The following is a 22,813-nucleotide window of genomic DNA, read 5'->3' on the forward strand; positions in this document are numbered from 1 at the left end:
CAACGACTGCGGGCCGATCCAGCACGACGACCCCATCCTCGCCGAATCCCCCGACGCCCCCGCCGGCCTCATCTTCCGTGGCACCTTCCAGGGCGTCAACACGACCGTCGCCATTGACCCCGCCACCTTTCCTAGCCCGACGGGCAACGTGGACTCGTTCCAAGCCACCGCGACTCTTGCTCTCGACGAGACCGCCGTCATGACCCTGAGCGCCACGTTCAGCGAGACGGCAGCCCAAAGTTGCATCTTCAGCGCGGCCTACCAGGGTGACACCGGCGGCATGCCGGGTCAGCCCAACGCGCTGGCAAGGTGGGTGCCGAGCGAGGTGCGGAACCCTAACTGCGTCAATACCCTGTACCGGCCATTGTGCATGAGAGTGAGGGGTTTGCCGAGTGGGCTCTCAGACAAGGCGCTGGATGGCTACAGGATGACAGTCAACGGTGCTGCCTTCAGAGTTGACCCTGAAGGTGGGCCATACTACCTCAAGGGCCTCTCACGTTGGTTGATAACAGTTGAGCCGGAGGGCGAACCATATACTGCGCGCGTGTGGGACGATTTCAACAATGACCTTCGCATGGACCCTGGCGAGATGTACGGAGTGAACTGCGAGGATTACCAATTGCAGGGCGACATCAGGCGCAACGGTGTCACACTGGCTTGCGGCAAGGTCGAAGTGTTCCTTGTGGACCTGGATGTCGACACCGACCGATCAGGCGGATGCGACCAATGGAAAGACGAGCTCGGCGAGGACACCTTTACGCGAGAGCGTGGTGCCGTCGTTCTGGTCAACTCGAACAGCGACCGAACGGATTCCGAGGCCATGGACATGCAGGACACGGTGATAAACGATGGCGGGGACGTGAATGATACAGCGCAGCTGGTGTTGCGAACCCCTGGTGATGTAATCCGGAGGCTCGGCCTGCGGGCGGCGCTCCGAATCCCTGCGAGCGCCGGCACGCATCTGAGAGTCTTCAAGTCTAGGAACGCAGGCGGCGAGGAACTGCTGTTCTCCTCGGCCGGCACGGGGTGGATGGAAGCAGTGGTGCCAATGATATACCTAACCAAGAGGGGAGACCACGTGATGGCTGTCGAGGCCCTTCACTATATGGGCGACCCTGCAGCGCCTAGTTTCGACGGCAGCTTGACCATCGAGCTCGTCTACCAAAGACCAAACCCAGCACAGGCAACGGGATGGGAAGACGTGCCCGGCTTCTCAGACAAGGTCCACCTCCAGGTCGCCCCCCTGGTGCTTGCATGGAACGGACAACAAGCCGAAGTCATCTATGCCAACCACCACATTGAGAACAAGATCCGCACAAAGACAACGATCCCGGTGCTTGAGCAAGGAACCGGAGGATGGTTCGGCACAACCCGGCTTTGGCTTCAGGACTATGCAGAGCTAACCAATACGACCGGCAGTGCTAACCAGCGCATCCCAACTATCCTAGACCTCGGAAGGAAGGAGGGGGACGGTACCGAAGTGGTTACATGGCCTCAGGACTTGCGCAAGCTAGAAAGTTGCTATGGCTATGTGTCGTCCGGAGCCGCTGGAGTGGGAGGCGGGAACGGGGGCGACATTGAGGTCACTCCTCCTCTCGTGGGGTACCCACTTGGGAGGGTTGTAAGAGGAGACAGGTTTGGAACGGATAGTGCCGTGAGAGCTTTCTTGTCAGCTCAGAAGGTGCAGGTTGGCCCTTCTTTCAATCCCATACTGCTCGTTGGAACAAGCTGGCTGGACACGGCCAAGCACGTTGATGAGGTCCTGTGCTTCGTGCCTAAGGACAAGGGAGCCGCCGCTTTGGTTCCCAGCCCTAGAGTGGCGGTCGACATCATGCACCTGGAGTTCCTTGCCGGTAAGGGCAACACGAAGCTGAGAGTGGGCTGCTCCGGTGGGGAAGGTGGGGCTGGCGCCACCAAAACCGAGACCATCACGAATCTGCTCGTCAAGGACAATGGGGCCGAATGGACCACTCTGACCCAGCCGCTCGACGATACGAATGAAGAATCAACCTTGGCACTTGCTGCGCCGAGATTCGCCGGCCAATACTCGGAAGGCAGGGATCGTAGATTGGTTCTCCGCCTCGGAAACGAATACTGCGTAGTGGAGTCCGGAGGCGGTACAACACAAGTCAAGGTGGACCGCAAGACTATCAATGACGCCCTGGGAATCACCCGGACCACCCATCGTGTTCATTCCCGGGTGTATGCCGTGACGTCTCTCATCAAGACGAACTTCTCGGAGGAGTACGAACCGGACTGGCCCGGTCCTCAGCGTCGCCTGGACCGCATAAGGGAGTCACTGGGTACGCTGAAACTGCGGGAGGGGGTGCTGGAAATCATCGAGTTGCCAGTGCTCTTCATGCGGAAATCGCAGGCGTTGTACTGCGCCTACACTTCGAATGTGGTCAATTGCTTGGTCGCGGGGGGCAAGGCAATCATGCCCATGACGCGCGCCGACCCGGACGATACGAAGCTGGACCCGTTTGAGACGTACATTACGGCAAAACTGCAGGCCCGCACCGCCGTCAAGGCGGAGTTTGTTGATGCATGGGAGCTACACACGAGACTCGGGGAAGTTCACTGTGGCAGCAACACCAAGCGCGCCCCCGCGGCATCGCTGTGGTGGGTAGCATGGCCCGGCCAGTAGCTGCACGTCGACATTTCGGAAGGAGTGCCCAATGACCCGCGCGAACATGCCCATACTCGTTGCGCTCTATGTGCTCTCACTTTCCATTCTCGGGTTCCTCGGACTCTGTGTTGTGGGAGTCATTCGGCCACTCTCAGCCTTAGGGGGCCCCCCACCTCAAAAGGAGAAGACGGGCACCACAGGCATACCGGCTGGGACTTCTGAGGACCTCATGGATGCGGAGTTCTGGGCCGCAGTGGGGAACGAAGGGTCCGTCTACTGCCGATTCCGGGACAGAATCCTCCAGAGAGGAAAGCACATACTCCCATTCCTTGAGGAAAGGGCCAACAAGGGCGCCACATGGCAGGAACGGACGACTGCTTGGATACTAATGGAGCGGCTAGCCAAAGCTGATGAGATTGCGTCTGTTGTCCAATGGTGGAGGACTGTCCGCGCTCCTGAGGCATTTTGGCGCAGGCGCGAAGTGCTGAGCAAAGGTCTTGCCGAGAAGGCACGACAAACCCCCATGGTGCTGATCGAGAGGATATGGAAGGGAAATGAAATGATCCGAGCAGATATTGGCCCGGGGAGTACAGAGGACCGCGCTTATGAAGCATTAGCGCTGGGACTCCTCGGTGAGAAGAGGGCAGTAGAACCCCTCATCTGGCTCCTAAACTCCGATTGCCCAGTTGCCAGCCCGCCAGAGTACATCAACACCGCTGCGCTAGCCCTTGGCCATCTCGGGGACCCCAGAGCAGTCGAAACGCTTTGCCGCACACTGGTTCGTTTTCGCGGTAACGTGGTATCTGCCGGCGCTTTCGAGAGTATCGAGAGATGCCTTACGAGTATTGAGGCTATTCAGGTACTCGATGCCTTTTTCGCAAATCGCGTGGAAGAGGAATCCTTGAGGAAGCGTATTAAGGCTATGGCTGAGAGGAAGCTAGCGGATCTGGGTGCCAAGCCCAGGTGATTGTCAAGATCGCGGTTGGGGGCCGGGCGGCATGGCGTCAAGTTGCAGGTCCCGATCCGACCCCAGGGCGCGACGAAGGCGGCGAGTCGGGCGAGTGTCTGTTTCTGCGAGCCGGAACGGCGAGAATCGCCAAGCGGCCGTTGCGTGAAGGCACGGGAGGCGTCAAGTGGTTGGAAGCAAAGGAGTTGCAATGAGCCGGGCATTGCGTCGGCAAGCGGGGGTCGTGTTGTGTGTCGCGGCCACGTTGCTGTTCGGCGTGACGGCGACGGCGGCTGAGGCCAAGGCGCCCGAGCCCAAGGCGGCGCCGCCTAAGGCTGTAGAGCCGAAGGCGCCGCCGGCGAAGATGCCGGCCCCGCCAGTCGTGAGGCCGCCTGTGGCTCCGCCGATGGGCGAGCTGCCCGACACGCCGGAGACGCCGGCGGAGAAGCTGCCCGCGCAGTTCTTCGCGGCGACGGGGCAGGTGTGCCTCCAGTATGCCCAGTGGACGAAGGCCGAGGAGTGCTTCCGCGAGGCATACGGGCGGGAGAAGGACGCCGGGGCGCGGGCCGACTACGCCTTAAGCCTCGGCCAGCTCCTGATGCGGAAGGAACTCGGCTCGCAAAGCCTCACCGAGTTCCAATAGGGGCTACCGCCCCTCTTGCGCTGCGCGACGCTGCGCCAGCTCGCGTCGCTCCGCTGTCACCCCTTGGAGGGAATCGGTCTTTCCCTCCAAACCTCCCCGAACCAGCCACGGAATCGTGGCGATTCCGTGGCTGAGGACTACGACAAGGCCCTGCCGCTGTTCGAGGAGGCGCTGAAGAACGTGCCCGAGGCGTCGCGTGGCCTCCTGCTGCGGCGGTGCAGGCTGGCTCTGGCCGCGCTCCACGAGAAGATGAACCAGCCGGAGAAGGTAGAGGCGCTCTACCAGGAGTGGATCAAGGACCCGTCGAGTCCGATGGAGGCGGAGATGGCGCGGCGCGAGCTGCTGCGCTACTGGCAGCGTGCGGGGAAGCTCGACGCGGCGGTGGCGAAGTACGAGGCGGCGCTGAAGGAGAAGGCGGACGACAAGCCGGCGCTGGAGATGCTGGGCCTCATCTACAGCAGCGTGAAGCCCGACCCGCAGCGGGCGCTGGCCGTGGCGGAGAAACTCGTCGAGCTTCAGCCGCAGGACCGGGGTGCGGCGATGCAGCTCCTGAGCGCCTACGAGCAGGCGGCGAAGTATGAGAAGGCCATCGAGCTGGTGAGCAAGCTCACCGAGCGGTTCCCCGAGGAGGCGGACCCGCTGCCGTTCCGCCTGGCGTATCTCTACGTTCGGAGCGGGCAGAAGGAGCGTGTGTCACGGGTCACTTCAAACCAGGCCGGTCCAGGTGGATGACTGAGGTCATTAGACACTTTCCTCTCATGGTAAGTTGGGCCCCGGCCCACAAGATTTGGCACTTTTTCCTAACAGAAACCATGACCACGCACGCCAAAGTCGTACTGGTTCGTAACCCGCGGGAAATTGGGGTTGGACGCGGGAGCGTCCGATTCTCGGCCCCCACGCGGAGCGTAGGGGCGAGAAGGAAGGTCTCCGCAGGCGGGACGCTTGCGGCTACGCTTGAGGCCCTGACCGACGCAACATGGTTCCGGCCACTGCAACCTGATTCGCGGCCGGAGTAGCATCTGGTCGCCTCCGCGGAAGGTGGTGGGAATTGCGGGTTAGGTGGGCGCGCAGGGGGCGGCGGGTGAGGCGACTTGGAGCCTGCTCTGGTGCATGCGCGGACAGCCACAACGTGTGGCGGGGCTCGGGGGGTCTCGCTCGTGAGCCGGGAAGTCTGGGAGACTCTGGGAGACTCTGGGAGAGTCGGGCATGTGGTGGTGAGTTCGGGCGGGGCCACCACCTGTAGGGTGCGCGCTCGGCGGCGGATTTTCGGGGGGAGAGCTTGCAAGCGGGGTTGGACGGTGTATAATCGTGGCGGCCGGGCGCGGCCCGAGGTGGGGCGGCCCGGCTCCCCCCGTTCCCCGTGTTCCCCTGGCGGCTTGGCGTTGAGCCACGAAGCGGTCCCACTATGGCGCGGCTGATAGAGCGCACCGAACAGGGCGAGGTGGCGCACGACCTGGTGTTCGGCAGCACGACGATCGGCCGCGGACGGCTGAACGACATCGTGATCGCCGACGCCGGCGAGCGGCGGGTGCATGCGGAGATTCTCGCGGTGGGCGGCGGGCGGTACATCGTGCGCGACCCCGGGTCGCGCTCGGGCGTTGTGGTGAACGGCGGGCGCGTGGAGGGGCGCCGCGTGCTGGCGGCCGGCGACGAGCTGCGCGTGGGGGGCGTGGGGTTCACGTTCGAGCCCGATGCGCCGGCGGAGGGAGCGGCGGCGCCCCAGGCCAAGCCGCAGGGGCGCGGGTTCGTGCGTCTGACCGTCGGCACGATGGCGGCGCGGGTGTTCGGTTTCCTGCGCGAGCTGGTGGCGACGGCGTACTTCGGGCTGTCGTCGGGCATCTACGACGCCTATGTGGCAGCGAGCACGCTGCCGAACCTGTTCCGCGACGTGCTGGGCGAGCAGGCGGCCGAGGGGGCCTTCATGCCCGCGCATCGCACGCTCGTGGTGCGCGGGCGCCAGGCCGAGGCGGCGCGCCTGCTGCGGTCGGTGCTGTGGATCGTGGCGGTGGCGAGCGTGGGCGTGGTGGCCGTGTGCGTGGCGTTCGCGGACTGGCTGATGCTGGCCGTGGTGCCGGGCTTCGCGGTGGCGCACCCGGAGCTGATGGCGCTGGCCACGCGGCTCTCGCGCTGGATGATGCCGTTCCTGCTGGTCATCGCGCTGGCGTCGGTTTACGGCAGCCTGCTGCTGGCCGATCGCCGCTTCTGGCTTTATTCCCTGGCGCCCATCGGGGCGAGCGCGGCCATGGTGCTCGCCGTCGTGTTGTTCGCGGGCCCCCTGGGGGCGAACTGCCTGGTGCTGGGGGTGCTGGCGGGCGGCGTGGTGCAGATGCTGATGTGCGCGGCGCCCTACCTGGGACGCCGACAGGGCCGTGCGCCCGGCCCGCCCATCGCCTTGCGCCAGCCGGCCCTGCGCAAGGTCGGGCGCGCGGTGGGGCCGATCGCCCTGGCGGCCATTCTCGCGCGCCTGGCGAGCCTGGTGGACCGCGTGCTGGCGTCGCTGTTTTGCGTCGTGGGCAGCCTGTCGGCCCTCTACGAGGCGTTCCGCGTGCTCCAGCTTCCCTTCGGGGTGTTCGGGCTGGCGGTGAGCCGGGCGGCGTTTCCCGCGATGATCGAGCGCGCGACGGCGCAGGACGCCGAGGGGTTCTCCCGCGCTGTGTCGCGTGCGCTGCGGCTGAACATGTTCCTCATGCTGCCGGCCACGGTGGGGCTGATGGTGCTGGCGACGCCGGTCGTGCGCCTGCTCTACGAGCGGGGCCGGTTCACCGCGGCCGACACGCAACTCACGGCGCTGGCCCTGGCCTGCTACGGCCTGGGCCTGGTGACGATGGGCTCGCGCACCGTGCTCTCGCGCGCGTTCTATGCCCTGCTCGACACGCGCACGCCGCTCCTCGTGTCGGCCATTGACGTGGCGGCGAACATCGTGATGAGTCTGGCGCTGGTGATGACGCCTCTGGCGCACGGGGGCCTCGCCCTCGCAACGAGCTTCGCCTCGATCCTCCACGCCTGGCTGCTCAAGGTGATGCTCGAGCGGACGCTGGCGCGGCAGGGCCAGCGCCTGGTGCTCGCCGGCCTCACGGCCGCCGTCGCGCGCATGGCGGCAGCCGGCGCCGTGATGGGCGTCGTGCTCTGGGCGGCCTGGGCCGGCCTGGCCGCGGCCGGCCTCGACCGCGGTCTGGCGGGGCGCCTGCTGTGCGTGCTCGGCCCCGGGGCCGCGGGGATGGCGGCCTATGTGGGCACCGCCGCCTGGCTCGGCTGCGAGGAGGTGCGGCGGCTGCGGTTCTGGGGGCGCCATTGACTCGGCGCGGAGGAGCGGTTAGACTCCGGGCGAACGGAGCCGGGGCGATGCGCGAACTCGAAGCCAAGCTGATCGTGCCCGACGAGGGCACCTTTGCCGCGCTGGCGAACGCCGGGCGGATCGGCCGCCTGCGCGTGGAGCCGCGCGGCCAGCGCCTTCAGCAGGACACCTACGTGGACACCCGCTGCCTCCGGCTGTTCCGCGCGGGCTACGCCTGCCGCCTGCGCCACGTGGAGCACAGGGCCTTTGCGGCCCTCAAGGGCCTGGGCGGCGCGGCCGGCCCCCTCCACGAACGCGAGGAGGTGGAACTCGAGATTGACAACCCCTCGATCGGCGCCCTGCTGCGCATGCCCGAGCCGCCGGGCAGCCTGGTGCGCCGCATCGCGGCCGGCGAGCCCGTGGTGCCGCTGTTCATCGTGGTCACGTGGCGTCGGCTGGCGGCGGTCAGCGACGGGCCGCGGGAGTGCTTCGAGATGGCCCTCGACCGGGCGCGCTTCTTCGGCCCCCGCGGGGAGCTGCACCTGCTGGAGGTCGAGCTGGAGTCGCTCGACGGCGATCGGGCCTTGCTGGAGAGCGCGGCGGCCGACCTGCGGCGCGAGCACGGGCTCACGGCCTCGGTGCTCTCGAAGTTCGAGCGCGGGCTGCGCTGGGCGGGCATCGCCGCGCCGTGAACAGGCCTGTTCCTCGGCTCATCTGGGTTCAGCGACCCTGACGCGGCCGCCGTCGGGGAGCCTGGGGCGGGTGCTGGCACCCCACCATGTCCGCCCCATAACCCTATACGCCGCAATGCTTTACGCTCTCCGGCCGTTCCGCCCGCATACTTGCTCATCCCGCAGACGAGCAAGTATGGCCGGAGCCGCGAGAATCGCCAATCCTCGCCCATCTACCCATACTTGCTCACTTCCTCCCTCTCCAGGTTGAGCAAGTATGGGCAATGCGCCCCCGCCAGGCAGTCGGCAGAGCCCTGCCGAGGCCCCCCAGACCCGCGATGGGCAGACATGCCCACACGCGGCGCCAGGCCGCTCGAGCCAGGCTCGCCGGAGCCTGAAGAGCCTACTTCTCCGCCACCTTGACCAGTCGGTTGATGGGGCTGGCGGCCACGCTCTGTTCGTGGCCGTCGGGCCAGCGGACCGTGATGTCGGCCGTGCCCTTGTGGCTGCCGAGGCCGAAGTGGGCGATGGGCGAGCTCTGCGAGGCGCCGCCCGTGCCGCAGGTGACCTCGCGGATCAGCGTGAGCGCGCCCGCGGTCACCGTGATGCGAGCGCCGATCCCCTGGCGATTGTTCTTCGAGCCGGCGAGCTGCACGCGCAGCCACGACGTGTCGGCCGCCTGATTCTCGAACAGCCGCACGCCGCCCGCGCCCGCCACCACCGCGTCCATGTCGCCGTCGTTGTCCTTGTCGAACCACGCCTGCCCCCAGGTGTTGAAGGCCAGGAGGCCCGAGCGCCAGGTGACCGCCTGGAACTTGCCCGCCCCGACATTCATGTAGAGCGCCGTGGGGCGCTCCTTGTAGATGGCCGTGATCAGAAGGTCCAGGTCGCCGTCGTTGTCCACGTCGCACAGGCCGGCCTCGGTGGCCATCTCCTGGAAGCGGACGCCCGAGGTGGCCGTGATGTCCTGGAACCTCCAGCCATCCTTCGCGCCCCCGTTGAGGTAGAGGGTCGTCGGGTCGGCGAACTCGAGGTACTGGGCCATCGCGTGGTTGGCCACCACGAGGTCCAGGTCGCCGTCGTTATCCAGGTCGCCCCAGACGCCGCTGACGCTGTGGCCGAACGCCAGCGCGTACTGGCCGAGGCCGGGGGTGCCCTGGACCCCGAGGGCCTGGGCCTCGTCGCCCAGCCGGCCCTCGCCGCGGTTCACCCAGAGCTGATTGGGCTGGAGGCGGTAGTTGGCCACGAAGAGGTCCGGGCGGCCGTCGTTATTGAAGTCGCCCCACGCGGCGCCGCGCGAGCAGCGCTCGCCGCCCCCGGCGACGCCGGAGGCCCGGCTGGCATCTTCGAAACGGCCCTTGCCGTTGTTGCGGAACAGGAAGGCGGGCTGCCCGAGCGCCGCGAGCTTCGGGTTGGGGTGGGCGGAGCAGCCGATGAAGATGTCGAGGGAACCGTCGCCATCGTAGTCGCAGATGGCGATGGCCTCGGGGGGGCCGGGGAAGGCATAGCCCAGGCCCGCCGCGGCCGTGACATCCTGGAAGGCGCCCGTGCCCAGGTTGCGCCAGAGGCGAAGCTTCGGAAACGCGGCGCACAGCAGGTCGAGGTGCCCGTCGTTGTCATAGTCGAGCCAGAGCGCCGCGAAGACGTCGGCGGCCGCCTCGATCCCCAGCTCGCGCGTCACCTCCTTGAAGGCCTTGCCGTCCACATTCCTGAACACGCGCCCGCCGATGCACAGGTCCTCGAACCCGTCGCCGTCGAAGTCGCCCACCGCCACGCGCGAGGCCACCAGGCCGCTCAGGCCGGCGGCCTCGGTGACATCGGTGAAGGTGACCTTGGGCTTCTGCTCGGCCGCGATGAAGCGGTTCCGCTGGGGGTCCGTGATCTTGGCCGCGTGATAGGTGTAGGCCAGGAAATCCTCGGCCACCGTGGCCGCCGCGTCGCGCTGGCGGGCCAGGAAGGCGTCGCGCTCGGGGTTGGCCGTCGGGCGGAGCTCGCGGCTCTTGAACAGGTCGGCGGCCTGCTCGAAGTAGGTGGCCGCCTGGGGCAGGTTCACGTCGTACAGCAGATAGGTCTTGGCCAGGAGGAAGTAGACCTCGGCGGGGATCGGCTTGTTGGCGAAGTAGCGGGTTCTCACGATGTCGTGCAAGTGCTGCTCGCCCAGCTTGGCGTAGATGCCCATCAGATGCACGTCCACCTGGCGCTCGAAGTCCAACGGCAGCCCGCGGATCGTCTCGCGCAGGTGGATGAGCAGGTCGCCGCGCTCCTTCAGCTCCTTGATGTCCAGAATCCCGTTCACCACCAGGTTGAGCGTCGTCTGCATATCCTCATTGATGAGCGAGACGCCGAGGCCCTGAAGCGTCCTCAGGCTGTCAATGGCGGCCCGGAACTGCTTGAGCTGGCCCTGGATGCGGGCCTGATAGTGGTGGGCCATCTTGTTCTCGGCGTCCAGCTTGAGCACCTGCTGGAACTTCTCGAGCGCGCTCTCGAGCTTGCCCTGCTCGTAGAGCGTCCGGCCGGCGCGCACCAGGTCGCCGAGGACGTCGCCCTCCGGCAGAGCCGCGGCGCGTGCCGGAGAACTGAGGATGAAGAGGCCGAGGATCGCCGGCAGCATCCACCTGGCAGACGGGGTTCTCATCGAAGGCATGCTCCTGGGAAACTTCGGGGGGCCGGTGTCTGGTAGAGAGTATATCGCCCTGTGCGGACGCGGTCAAGGCGCCTTGACGGGCCGGGCCGCGCCTGCGATAATGCGACGCACTCGATAAGGAGATGGCCATGGCACAGCGGCGTCCCAGCATCCGGCGCATCGGCATCCTGACCGGCGGAGGCGACTGCCCCGGCCTCAACGCCGTCATCCGGGCGGTCGCCAAGACCGCGATCAACGTCCACGGCATCGAGGTGTTCGGCATCCGCGACGCCTTCCGCGGCTTCGTGGAGGGCGACGGCTACCCGCTCCACTACCACGACGTCTCCGGCATCCTCACCCAGGGCGGCACCATCCTCGGCACCTCCAACAAGCACAACCCCTTCCGCTTCCCCGTCGAGCGGGGCGGCAAGAAGGTCTTCCGCGACATGACCCGCGCGCTCCTGGCCAACGCCCGGAAGTGGAAGCTCGACGCCTGCGTGCTCATCGGCGGCGATGGCACGATGAACATCGGCACCCGGCTCGCCCGCCTCGGCCTGCCCATCGTCGGCGTACCCAAGACGATTGACAACGACCTGGCCGAGACCGATGTCACCTTCGGCTACGACACGGCCGTCGCCTGCGTCACCGACGCGATCGACCGCATCCACTCCACCGCCATGTCGCACCACCGCGTGATGGTGATCGAGACGATGGGCCGCTATGCCGGCTGGATCGCGCTGAAGGCGGGCGTGGCGGGCGGGGGCGACATCATCCTCATCCCCGAGATCCCCTACGATCTGGCCAAGGTGGTGCACAAAGTGGTCGAGCGCAGCCGCACCGGCCGGCGCTTCAGCATCGCCGTGGTCGCCGAGGGCGCCCGGCCCAGGAAAGGCACCATGACCGTCGAGCGCGTGCTCACCGACAGCCACGACCCCATCCGCCTCGGCGGCGTGGGCGCCAAAGTGGCCCAGGAGATCGAGCAGGCCAGCGGCCTGGAGGCCCGCTACACCATCCTCGGCCACCTCCAGCGCGGCGGCACCCCCACCGCCTACGATCGCGCGCTGGCCACCCGCTTCGGCCACCACGCCATGGAACTCGTCGCCGCGGGCCGCTTCGGCCGCATGGTCTGCCTCAAAGGCGAGCGCGTGACCTCGGTGCCCGTGGCCAGAGCTGTGGCCAAGCTCAAGCTGGTCCCGAGGACCCACCCCCTGATCAAAGCCGCCCAGGCGCTCGGCGTCTCATTCGGGGTTTGAATTGTGACGCCGCATGCCGTATAATTCCGTCTGCGTGCAACGCGTCGGACTCATGGGCATTTCTGGAAGGGAAGAAGCGATGCAGCGGGTTGCCACGGGCCGTCGCACGTTCCTGGCCGCGCTCCTCGGCGCCGCACTGCTGGCGGGGGCCGCGGGGCCGGCGCGCGGGGGCGAGACCGTCGTCCTCGGCTGCGCCACGGCAGCCGACCTCAAGGGGCTGTTCACCAAGATCGGCGCGCTCGCCGAGAAGTTCGTGCCCGGCACGGGCGCCCAGGTGCAAGGCGCCAGCGCCATGCTCACCCAGGGGCCCGAGTGGGCGGGCATTGACTGGTCCAAGCCCGCCACCATCGTGCTCTTCAGCGGCAAGGGGTTCGGCAAGGCCGAGCCCGTGCCGGTCATCCTCGCCGGCATTGGCGACGCCGCCCAGTTCCGCCAAGCCCACCCCGAAGGCGGGCCGATGAGCTTCGACATCCGCAACGACGTCGTCGTCCTCGCCCAGGACAAGGCCGCCCTCGCCGCCATCACCCCCGAGCGCCTGGAACTCTACAGCAAGGTCCCCAAGATCGCCGGCAATGCCGACCTCTACCTCACCGCCTACCTCAGCCTGGCCGTGGCCGAGTACCAGGACGAGATCGAGGGCGGCATCAAGGAACTGGAGCAGGGCATGGCCGGCATGCCCGCCGCCGGCCCCATGGCCAACCTCACCAGCATCGTCAAGTGCATCGGGCCGCTCGTGCGCCTCGCGGGCAACCAGGTGCGGCGCGCCACCATGACCGTCACGTTCAACCCCGACTCCATCGAGTTCTGGGGCCGCCTCTACGCCGCGGAGGATACGCCGCTCGGCACCTTCCTGAGCGCCCAGCCCACCGAGATGACCGACCTGGCGAAGTACCTGCCCGCCGACCTCGCGATGAGCATGGCCGGCAAGCTCGACGTCGCAAAGGCCAAGCCCTTCGTGGACAGCGTCCTCCAGGCCATCGCCCCCGCCGTGGGCCTCACGGCCGCGGACCAGACGACCATCCGGGACCTGCTGTTCTCCTCGACCCAGACCGGCGAATTCGCGGCGGGCATCGCCGGCGGAGCCGCCAACCCCGGCATGCAGACCGTGCAGGTCCTCCGCATCGGCGACGCCGCCAAGTTCCGCGCCGCCACCAAGGCCACCACCGAATGGCTCATGAAGACCGGCTTCGCCGGCTTCATGGAGGCCGCCGGCGTGAAGATGACCATTGACCACAAGCCCGCCGCCCGCGAGTACCAGGGCGTCGCCATTGACCGCCTCACGGTCACCGTAGCCCAGGCCCCCGACGCGCCGCCGAACCCGATGATGGGCCAGCAGCCGCCCCAGGTCACCGAACTCGCCGCCCTCGACACCCTGGGCGCCGGCACCACGAACAACCCCTCCGGCGAGTTGCTCAACGGCATCCTCGACCGCATCAAGGGCGCCGGCACCCCCGGCTTCAGCACCACCGCCACCTGCAAGGCCATCGCCGCCGGCGCGCCCAAGGGCGCCAACCTGGCCATGCACGTCAGCTTCAACAGCCTGCTCGCCAAGTTCGTCGAGGAGATGGCCAAGCAGCAGCCCGCCATCGCCATGATGGCCGGCGCCATCATCAAGGCCGACCCCGGAGAGGAGCCGATCACCACCTACGTCAGCTTCGGCGCCAACATGGTCGAGTCCCGCACCCGCATCCCCCACCAGCCCATCCTCGCCCTCGTCACCCGCGTGCGGGCGATGATCGAGCAGCAGCAGGGGCCGAGAATGAAGGGCGGCCCGAAGCCGAAGGATCAGGACGACTTCTGAGATCAAGTGGCTGCTTGACATTCCGCCCTGCCCGGCGCTATAGTCAAGTGAGGCGAGGACCATTGGCTCTGTGACTCTTTGAGGTATGACCGCATGTTCAGCTTCTGCCCATTGGCCATCTTTCAGAACCTCGGCATGCCCGAGCTGATCATCATCGGCATCATCACGCTGCTGATCTTCGGCCCGCGGTTGCCCTCCGTCATGCGCTCGATCGGCAAAGGCATCGTCGAATTCAAGAAGGGCCTTCGCGACACAGGCGAAGAGGTCCGCAAGGAAATCGAGGCCTCCGATCAGCCGGCCAACAAGCAGATTGACCACAAGTCCTGAGCCAATGACCTCACGGGGTTTCCAGGCCGCGCCGCCGCGAGAGGCGGCGCGGCCATGTCGGGCGGCGTAGCCAAGTGGCCTAAGGCGAGTGATTGCAAATCACTTATCCGCCGGTTCGAATCCGGCCGCCGCCTCCACACCACCGGCAGGAAACTGCGGCCGATGCACCAGGCGCCCCGGGCGACGAGCCCGCGGCGCCTTCTGCTGTTCTGGGGGGAGCGGCAGGCGCCGTTGACTGAAGCGCCGCCTCAGCGCACCGTGCCCACGCGGATGTCCACCTCGTCGCGGCGCTGGAGCCTGTCCACCGCCCCGTCCTTGATCCACAGGATGCGGTCGGAGACGTCGAGCATCTTGTGGTCGTGGGTGGCGGTGATGACCGTGACGCCGCTCTCCTTGCTCAACTGGTGGAGCAGGTGGATGATCTCCTCGCCGGTGTGGAGGTCGAGGTTGCCGGTCGGCTCGTCGGCCAGGATGATGGCCGGCTCGTTGGCCAGCGCGCGCGCGATGGCCACGCGCTGCTGCTGGCCCCCCGAAAGCTCGTAGGGGCGATGGTGCAGCCGGTGGCCGAGGCCGACCCGGGCCAGCACCTCCTCGGCCCGCCGCATGGCCTCGTCGTGGCTCTTCCCGCTGAAGAGCAGGGGCATCGCCACGTTGGCCGCGGCCGTGTAGGCGGGCAGCAGGTTGTAGGCCTGGAACACGTAGCCGATGTGATTGCCGCGGAAGTGCGCGAGCTGGCGGCCCGTGAGCCGCGTCAGGTGCACCCCGGCCACCTCCACCTCGCCCGAGGTCGGCCGGTCCAGGGCGCCGATCATGTTGAAGAGCGTGCTCTTGCCCGAGCCCGACGGCCCCATGATCGAGAGATACTCGCCGCGATAGATGTCGAGCGAAACGTCCCGCAGCGCGCGCACGGCCACCCCGCCCAGGCGGAACTCCTTGTTGAGATCGCGGATTCGGATCAGCACCTCGGGCATTGGATGCCTCAGAACGGCAGTTGGATGATCGCCTTGCTCAGGAACGTGATGCCGATGCACAAGGTGGCCAGAAGGCCCATGCCGCACATGAAGCCGGCCGTGACCACGGGGATATACTGGCGCCAGCGCAGGCCCAGGCGCTTCTGGAAGTAGTAGCGGCCGAGGAGCGCGCCGATGAACTGCGGGAGGATCGAGTGGGGCATCGTCTGCCCCAGCCCGCGGATCAGGCCGTAGATGAGAAACGTGGGCGCGCCCAGCAGGCTCAGCCCGGCGAACAGCGACACGCCGAAGCCCGTGCCCGCGCCCAGAATCGTCCAACTGAACGCCTCCTCGAAGATCGAGTACTCGCCCAGGGTCGAAGAGTAGACGATGCAGGTGTTCTGCGCCTGGAACTCCCACATGCGCTGGGCGAACGGGTAGACGGCCGACGGCACCTCGGCCAGGCCCCACACGAAGTTCATGAAGAAGATCGAGCTGGCGATGATGATCGGGTAGAGAATGAGGTTGGCCTTCCAGATGCTGGTGAACTTCGTGCCCGTCAGCTCGCACTGGCGATAGAAGACGGTCATGCCGCCGTAGTTGGCGATGGGGATCGGCACGAACCAGCAGGCCACCCCGCGGTAGCCGCTGAGGATGAGGCTGGCCTCGCGAATGAAGGGGATTTCGACCACCTGCCCCGCGATGCCCTCGAGCCGCGCCGTGACGTAGCTGATCACGGGCGTGTAGACGAACCCCAGCACCACCAGCACGAGCATCACGCCCGGGTGCCACTGGATGAGGAAGCCTGAGACAACGATGTAGATGGTCGTGACCGCGAAGTAGACCAGCAGGATGAGCCACGTGCGGATGTCGCCCCGCCCCGCCGTGGGCGCGAGCGCGCGAGGCAGGGCCTCGCCTCGGGCCCGCGCGGCCCGCCGCGCCCGCACCTGGCGGACGACGGTGGCGAAGCCCCCGATGGCAATGGCCACGGCGATGCCGATCTGGAAGCTGAAGTAGAAGTCCACGTTATTCTTGAACAGCGTGTTCATCGTGTTGTCGCCCGGCGCCCACGAGGTGAGGACGCCGTAGCGGTAGAGGAACGGGTTGGCCGCGATGGTGCAGGCGAGGCCGATGAAGCTGCCGAGCATGGCGAAGAACGGCAGCACCATGCCGATGAGCAGGTTCCCCAGGTCCCAGGCGATGCCGGTCGGCACCGCGGGCAGGTAGTGCTGCGTCGTCGCCGTGAAGTCGGAGAAGGGGATGGGGAGGATCTGGATCGGCTTGCCTGTCATCGCGCCGGTCAGCGTCGGAATGCCCAGGTAAACGGCGCCAAACGCCAGCCCCATCGCGCCGCCGATGGAGAAGACCCGCCAGCGCCACGCCTTCTCTGCCGTGGCCGAGTCCTTCGCCTCCGCATCCTCGGCAAGCGCCAGGACCCCCTGCACCCCGATGGGCGCCATAGGGAACGGCAGCCGCTCGACATCGCTCGTCAGGCGGAACAGGCCGTAGCCGAGCACCATGTTCGAGAGCTGGCTGAAGAAGGTGCCGAAGATGATCAGCCCGATCACCGGCAACCAGTCCCAGTGGAAAAACGTGCGTTGAGCATATGAGGCGGAATCCGCCGGCGGGGCGAACCACGTCGGGAGGTCCTTGGCGATGCCGAAGGCCGCGGCGGGGTCGCTGCGCACGAAGAACTGGTTCCACAGCAGGCCGTGGAAGGGCATGGCGATGATCGAGCCGGCCATGAAGAACAACACGAAGATTTCCGAGCGATTGAGGTAGCGGTGGGCGCGCTTGGCGACCTCGACGAACAGGATCACCGTCACCCAGGTGGCGGCCTGGCCGATCTGGGTGGCGCCGGCGAGCAGGCCCATGTAGATCGCCCCCGGCACCATGATGAGCGCGATGAAGAGGGCGCCGAAGAGCGAACTCCAGGTGAACCCCTCCTCGAAGGACGAGGGCACCTCTGTAAGGCTGCGGAACTCCTCGAGCTCTTTGTCCACGCGTGGGGGCATCTGCCGTGACCCGATAGGACAGATAGAACCGATAGGACCTTTACTCGGTCAATGTCAGCGTTCGCTGGCGGTACAACTCCATCGTGTGATGGGGCAGCGCGCGCCAGATGAGGAACTGGCGGCGCAGGTCGTCGAGCAGCACCTTGTTCAGGCGGCGCCAGTCCTTCGGCTGGCCCGACTTGCGCGTGATGCGGATCGCCACGAGGTCAATGCCGGGGATCTCGCTGGGCGCGCTGCGTAGCTCGAACGCCTGCGTCACGCCCAGATCGAAGGGCGCGAGAGCCAGGTCGGCGTCCAGGCCGAGTTGCCGGCCCTCGCCGCGCACGAGCCGCGCGTTCCGGGCCATGAACCGCCCGAGGCCCGTGTCGCCGAAGTTGTCGAAGTGCTCCTTGAGGAAGCTCACGACCCCCGTGATATCGTACTCGGAGACGGTGAAGGGGAACTCGAGGTCCAGCACGTCGCCCTTCGGCGCCGGCACCCGCCAGGTGCGCAGGATGCCGGGATTCGCGCTGCGCGAGGCTTTGACGGCGGGGTAGATGGCCGACACAAGCACCGTGCCCATCACGATGAGGATCGTGGCGATGGCGTTGGCCGACGAGTAGTTCATCTCGGGCACGCGCACGAGTCCATAGCCCGCGAGCCACGCGAGCACCTTGTTGGCGCCCTGCGCCAGCAGGTAGCCGGCCATGCCGCCGATGACCGAGTAGACCATCGCCTCGGCGAGAAACAGGCTGGCCACGTGGGGCGGGGCCAGGCCCAGCGAGCTGAAGGTGTAGATCTCCTTCTCGCGGTCGGCCACCGAGCCCAGCATCGTGCCGAAGATCACCAGCCCGCCCAGCAGAATGGGGAACACGAGGTCGCCCGCCCCGCTCGCCTCGACGAGCGTGCCCAACACGTGGCGGTAGACGCCCTCGCTGCGGGTCGCGCTCACGGGCAACGGAAGCGTCTTCGCCACCGCCTCGGCCAGGTCCGTGGCCGAGCGGGTGTCGGGCGTGTAGAGCGTCACCGCGTGCAGAGCGGCTCCCATCAGGTGCGCGTTCGCCGCCGACACGACGGCGACCGAGTCGGTGGGCAGATAGGCCCAGTTCTGCTCGCCCTGCGCCGCCAGGGACGCCTCGCCGCTGACCGTCTCGCTCAGGGCCGTCTTCATCTCCACGAAGTCCACGGGCAGGATGCCGTTGCCATCCATGTCCTTCGCCGCGGAAACCTGGCTGGGGTCGAGCAGGGTGCCCACGTGAAGCAGGCGGCCGCCGACGAGCACGGGGTCGCCCGGCTTCACCCCGAGGCGCTCGGCCACGGCGCGAGTGACCAGCACCACGTCGGCCCAGCGGTCGGCGTTCGCGCCGAAGAGGGCCGCGAGGTCGGGCCGGTGGGCGAACTCGCGGGCATCGAGGCCCAGCACGCCGCGCAGGGCCAGCGGGCGGGTGCCGTCGGCGCGGGTGATGAGCGGCCCCTGATTCTGCGGGGTCTTGGGCGAGATCCAGAAGCGGCAGCAGGCCTCGGCGTGGTGGCCCCAGCGGGGGCCGAGCACATCGAGGATGTCGAGGCTCAGCTCGGTCCAGCTCACCCTGTGCACGAAGGCGCCCGTGTAGCCGGGCGTCGCGCCCACGAAGAGCTTCACGATGCCCGTCTGTGTGCCGAACGAGGCGAAGCACAGGATCGTGAAGGTGAGCATCACGATGGTGATGGCGGTGAGGGCCGTGCGGAGAGGGCGCCGGCGCATGGTCGAGATGCCCATCGCCATCGCGGCCATCACCGTGCTGAAGCGCGACACGTCGGCCGCATGCACCGTGCTCGTGAGGCCCTGGAGGATCTTCAGCTCGACCTCGAAGCGCCGCATGATGATCACGATCACCAGCGCCGCCAGCACCACGACGGCGAAGCCCAGGAAAATGATCGTCGGCGTCTGCGAGATGGCGAACGCCGGATGCGTGAAGAACAGGACCAGGAAGGTGAGCGTGAAGAAGCCCGCGAACCAGCCGATCTGGCGATACACATTGACGGCCCCGATCAGCAGCCGCTCGGCGGCGAAGGCGAACGGCACCGAGAGCGCCAGCAGCACGAGCACGGCGCGCACGAGGTCGTTGAGCGTGTCGCGCGTGAGCAGGTAGACGGGCTGCTCGGCGAGGAGGGCCGAGGCGGCTACGGCCTCGGCTTCGGCCACGCCGGGCGTCTTCGCGGCCTCGAGCAGGAGATCCTCGGCCTCGCCGTGGAGCTGCTCGACGGAGCTGTTGACGATGCCGCGCGAGCGGAGCACCTGCAGGCGGGCCTCGTTGAGCCGCCAGAGATCGCCCGCCGACAGCCGCGCCGTGCTCGGCAGCGCCCAGGGCGGCTCGGTGGAGAGGCCGACGCCCTCGGCCTCCTCCGGGCTTCCCGCTCTGCTCACTGCCGGATGCCCGCCGCCCCCTGCCGGCTGCCCGCTGCCGTCCGCCGGCGGGCCCCCACCGCTGCCGAGGGCCACCAGCGCCCGCAGCCCGAAGAGCTTCAGCCTGTCCTCCTTGGTCTCGCAGTACCAGTAGGCCACCCCGTCGAGGGTCTGGGCGAACGAACGATCGTCGTCGAGTGGGCTGTTGCCGCGCGCGCGGAGCACCTGGATCGGGTTCGGCTGGAGCTGCGGCGGCAGCACCGCGGCCCCGCCGCGGCAGGGGAACATGTTCAGGCGGGTGGCCACGCCGCCTGCCGAGGCCGCGTCGGAAGCGGCGCTCACCTGGCCCACGCCGTCGAAGCCGGCAGCGAAGCCGGCGAGGTTCCAGGTGTCCTTGCGCACAGGGCCAAGGCCGTATGAGCCATTCTGGTTAGTGAGCAGGACCAGGAAGTCGTCGAAGGCATAGGGCTTCCGCGGCTGCCAGGCGAGATCGGTCCAGGGGGCGATGCCGCGTTTCGCGTGGTGGAGTTGCACGACGACATGAGCCATCTGGCGGTCCGGCATGGGGCTGCCGGGCAGGCGGCCCATGACCATCGGGCCGCGGGGATGGAAGTCCGACGGGAACTCGGGGAACGAGTAGAAGGCGTCGGCGACCACGGCGCGCCGCAGCGAGAGGCCCGGGTGGCTGGCCACGGCGGCCAGGAGAGAGCAGACCTCGGCGGCCTGGGCTTCGAGGCGCGGCAGGTCGAGCGCGGCCAGGGTGTCGTCTGGGGTGCCCTCGCGGGGCAGGCTCTCCTGAGCCGTGGCCAGCGCCACGTTGTAGATGCCCAGGCGCCCCGCCACCTCGCCGCTGTGGATGAGAAACGGCGCGGCCCAGAGCAGCCGGGGCGGGTCGAGGGTGCCGTCGGCCGAGGCGCGCTCGAAGTGGGCCGGCCGCGCGGGCGAGCCGTCGAGCGCCTCGGCCGCCCGCAGAAAGGTCGTCTGAATCTTGCCGTAGAGGCCAGGGTCATCGCCGGGGATGTGCATGGCAGAGTCGCCGCCGATGACCAGGCCCCATCGCGGCGAGGCGTCGCCGAGGAGGAGCGACACGTGCAGGCCCACCCACAACGCGCCAACCAGCTTGTAGAGCCGCTGATCGGCGGCGAGAGCGCGGCGCTCGGCCCTCAACTCGGCGGCCCGCCGTTCGACTTCCTCGCGCAGTTCGGAGACGGCGGCGGCGAGAATCCCCTGCGCCTCGCGGGGGTCGCTCCCTCGGGAAAGCACACGCAGCAGCACGTTCCAGCGATCCTTCGCGGCCTCGTGGTCGGCGATGCGGCGTTCGAGGGCCTCGCGTTCGGGCGCCTCCGCCGGCAAGGCGGCGAGGGTCTTGCGCAGATCGTAGAGGGCCTGGCGCAGCTCGAACGAGTGGGCGGCCGCGTTGCGCTTGAGACGCAGCACCAGTTCGCGGCGGACGGGGGATTCGGCAGCGACCGGGTCGGGCCGAGCCAGTTGGGCGCGCAGGTCGAAGAGAAATCGCTCCTCGGCCTCCAACGACTTCGCGCGGCTCTCGAGGGTGATGGTGGGGTCGTTCGCCTGGTCGAGGAGGCGATAGAGCGCGGCGGCGCCGGCGTGGCCGCGGGCCTGGTTGTCGAGGAAGGCCAGCAGCACGTGGCGGCGGGGGCGGTTGGATTTCAGGTGCTCGGCGAGGCGGAGAAGCGCGGCGCAGTTGGCCGCGCCGCGCGCGCCCGGCGACAGGCGCGGCACCTCGCCGAACGTGTCGAGGGAGCAGGCCACGATCACCAACTCCTCGGCGTCCTGGCCGAAGTGCGCGTCGGTGCCGCGCAGGAAGGCGAGCACGTTCCGCCCCACGGCGCTCCGCCACGGAGTCCGGCCGCGGATTCGCACGGCCGCGCCGTCGGGGAGGTCGGAGCGTGGCCCCGCATAATAGAAGCGCGGAAGATTGGCGTTGGCCATCGTGTAGTGGCACTGCCAGGCCTCGGCGCGGCCGTTGGGCACGAAGACCACGGCTCGTGCGCCCAGCCGGAATGCCCGCAGCCAGGCGCCCCCGCTGTTGTAGTCCACCACCACGATCCTGCCCTCGGGCGAGCGCTCGCCGAAGTCGTTCGGGCCGCCCGCGCCGACGTGCAAAATCCGCCCCGTAATCCCCTCGGGCGGGGTGGCGGGCGGCACGATGCCGTTGGGCCTCATCGCAAACAGCGGCCGGAGAGTCGGCGTGGGCGCGTCCGCCTGAACCTCGATCGAGCACTCGTCCTCGGTCTGAAGGCTGGCGAACTCCTGGACCACGACCTCGGCCCCGAGGGCCTCGAGGCGTTTCACCAGGTAGTCTGCCGCGGCCTGGTACTCCGCCGTGCCGCTCAGGCGATGCGGCGCGGCCGTGAGCGCGGCACAATCGGCTTGAAACGTGTCTTCTCCCGCCCGGCTCGTGGCGGCCAGAAGGAGGAACAGGAGTTGGCCGAAGCGTCGCATCATCACTCGTGCTCGCCGGCGATGGAGCCGACCTCGACGTGGACCTCGTCGCGTCGGGCGATGCGCTCGATGCGGCCATCGCGGATCCACATCAGGCGGTCGCAGATATCCATCATGCGGTGGTCGTGGGTCGCGCAGATGATCGTCACGCCGCGCTCCTCGTTGAGGCGGCGCAGGATGTCGAGGATTTCGCGGCCGGTGCGCAGGTCGAGGTTGGCCGTCGGCTCGTCGCACAGCAGCACGCTGGGCCGGTTGGCCATCGAGCGGGCAATGGCCACGCGCTGCTGCTGGCCGCCCGACATCTCGATGGGGCGGTGGAACCAGCGGTCGCCCAGGCCCACCAGATTCAGCAGCTCGATGCCGCGCCGCCGCGCCTCGTCGGGCGGCACACCGCCGAAGGCCATCGGGGTGGTGACGTTCTCCAGCGCGGTCATGTACTGAATCAGGTTGTATTCCTGGAAGATGTAGCCGATCTTGCGGCAGCGCAGGAACGCCAGCTCGATGGCCGTGAGCTGCGCCACGTCCACCTCGTCAATGAACACGCGGCCGCTCGTCGGGCTGTCGAGGCCCCCGATCATGTTGAAGAACGTGGACTTGCCGGAGCCCGACGGCCCCATGACCGAGATGAATTCGCCCGTGTAGATCGCCACGTCCACGCCGCGCAGCGCCTCCGTGAGCACGTTCTTGATGACGTAGTGCTTCTGGAGGCCAATGGTGCGGATGATCACGCGGCGAGAGGAGACTTCCAAGGTGTCACACACCTTCCACGCGGGGATGGATGGATGATTGGACGAAAGGACAAATGGCCGACGAGGGGATTGCCAGGCATTCATCCACCCATCCAATCATC

General features: G+C 67.7%; 14 protein-coding genes and 1 tRNA gene. 10 read left to right on the forward strand and 5 right to left on the reverse strand.

From position 1 onward, the window contains the following. The 6 genes from PLE19_13005 to PLE19_13030 all read left to right on the forward strand — a co-directional run. Positions 1-2,647, forward strand: a 2,647-nt coding sequence (locus tag PLE19_13005; GenBank protein HPD15867.1) for a protein-arginine deiminase family protein, incomplete at its 5' end; no start/stop codon positions are given. Positions 2,648-2,678: 31 nt separating this feature from the next. Then, positions 2,679-3,596 (forward strand): hypothetical protein, encoded by a 918-nt coding sequence (locus PLE19_13010; GenBank protein ID HPD15868.1) that lies wholly within the window; start codon positions 2,679-2,681, stop codon positions 3,594-3,596. Between the two features lie 190 nt (positions 3,597-3,786). Beyond that, a complete protein-coding gene (locus PLE19_13015) occupies positions 3,787-4,218 on the forward strand; it encodes a hypothetical protein (protein HPD15869.1) in 432 nt (143 codons plus the stop codon). Positions 4,219-4,344: 126 nt separating this feature from the next. Continuing rightward, positions 4,345-4,950: a tetratricopeptide repeat protein gene (locus tag PLE19_13020; protein HPD15870.1), complete on the forward strand. Its 606-nt coding sequence runs from the start codon at positions 4,345-4,347 to the stop codon at positions 4,948-4,950. 673 nt (positions 4,951-5,623) lie between these two features. Continuing rightward, positions 5,624-7,513: a murein biosynthesis integral membrane protein MurJ gene (gene murJ, locus PLE19_13025; protein ID HPD15871.1), complete on the forward strand. Its 1,890-nt coding sequence runs from the start codon at positions 5,624-5,626 to the stop codon at positions 7,511-7,513. A gap of 47 nt (positions 7,514-7,560) precedes the next feature. Beyond that, positions 7,561-8,184: a CYTH domain-containing protein gene (locus PLE19_13030; GenBank protein HPD15872.1), complete on the forward strand. Its 624-nt coding sequence runs from the start codon at positions 7,561-7,563 to the stop codon at positions 8,182-8,184. 382 nt (positions 8,185-8,566) lie between these two features. On the opposite strand, the gene PLE19_13035 is transcribed toward PLE19_13030, so the two are convergent. Beyond that, entirely contained in the window at positions 8,567-10,798 is a 2,232-nt protein-coding gene (locus PLE19_13035; GenBank protein HPD15873.1) for an FG-GAP-like repeat-containing protein, read from the reverse strand. 137 nt (positions 10,799-10,935) lie between these two features. Between PLE19_13035 and PLE19_13040 the strand changes: the two genes are divergently transcribed. The 4 genes from PLE19_13040 to PLE19_13055 all read left to right on the forward strand — a co-directional run bounded on the left by PLE19_13040 (position 10,936) and on the right by PLE19_13055 (position 14,304). Continuing rightward, positions 10,936-12,039 carry an ATP-dependent 6-phosphofructokinase gene (locus tag PLE19_13040; GenBank protein HPD15874.1) on the forward strand — a complete coding sequence of 368 codons (1,104 nt, stop codon included), beginning with the start codon at positions 10,936-10,938 and terminating at the stop codon, positions 12,037-12,039. A gap of 79 nt (positions 12,040-12,118) precedes the next feature. Continuing rightward, on the forward strand, positions 12,119-13,840 hold the full coding sequence (locus PLE19_13045; GenBank protein HPD15875.1) for a hypothetical protein: 1,722 nt from the start codon (positions 12,119-12,121) through the stop codon (positions 13,838-13,840). Between the two features lie 93 nt (positions 13,841-13,933). Then, positions 13,934-14,167, forward strand: a complete 234-nt coding sequence (locus tag PLE19_13050; GenBank protein ID HPD15876.1) for a twin-arginine translocase TatA/TatE family subunit — start codon at positions 13,934-13,936, stop codon at positions 14,165-14,167. A 60-nt stretch (positions 14,168-14,227) separates the two neighbouring features. Continuing rightward, positions 14,228-14,304 (forward strand) — tRNA-Cys (locus PLE19_13055). Between the two features lie 111 nt (positions 14,305-14,415). Here PLE19_13055 and PLE19_13060 read toward each other — a convergent pair. The 4 genes from PLE19_13060 to PLE19_13075 are packed head-to-tail and all read right to left on the reverse strand — an operon-like array spanning position 14,416 to position 22,712. Further along, a complete protein-coding gene (locus tag PLE19_13060) occupies positions 14,416-15,138 on the reverse strand; it encodes an ABC transporter ATP-binding protein (GenBank protein ID HPD15877.1) in 723 nt (240 codons plus the stop codon). 8 nt (positions 15,139-15,146) lie between these two features. Continuing rightward, positions 15,147-17,132 carry a peptide transporter gene (locus PLE19_13065; protein HPD15878.1) on the reverse strand — a complete coding sequence of 662 codons (1,986 nt, stop codon included), beginning with the start codon at positions 17,130-17,132 and terminating at the stop codon, positions 15,147-15,149. 40 nt (positions 17,133-17,172) lie between these two features. Continuing rightward, complete coding sequence (locus tag PLE19_13070) at positions 17,173-21,966, reverse strand: hypothetical protein (protein ID HPD15879.1); 4,794 nt, start codon at positions 21,964-21,966, stop codon at positions 17,173-17,175. Beyond that, the gene (locus PLE19_13075; GenBank protein ID HPD15880.1) at positions 21,966-22,712 is read right to left on the reverse strand and encodes an ABC transporter ATP-binding protein; all 747 of its coding nucleotides are present in this window, start codon (positions 22,710-22,712) and stop codon (positions 21,966-21,968) included. The genes PLE19_13070 and PLE19_13075 overlap by 1 nt, the downstream gene beginning before the upstream one ends. Positions 22,713-22,813 lie beyond the last annotated feature (101 nt).

The organism is Planctomycetota bacterium, assembly GCA_035384565.1.
Classification (GTDB): Bacteria; Planctomycetota; PUPC01; order DSUN01; family DSUN01; genus DAOOIT01.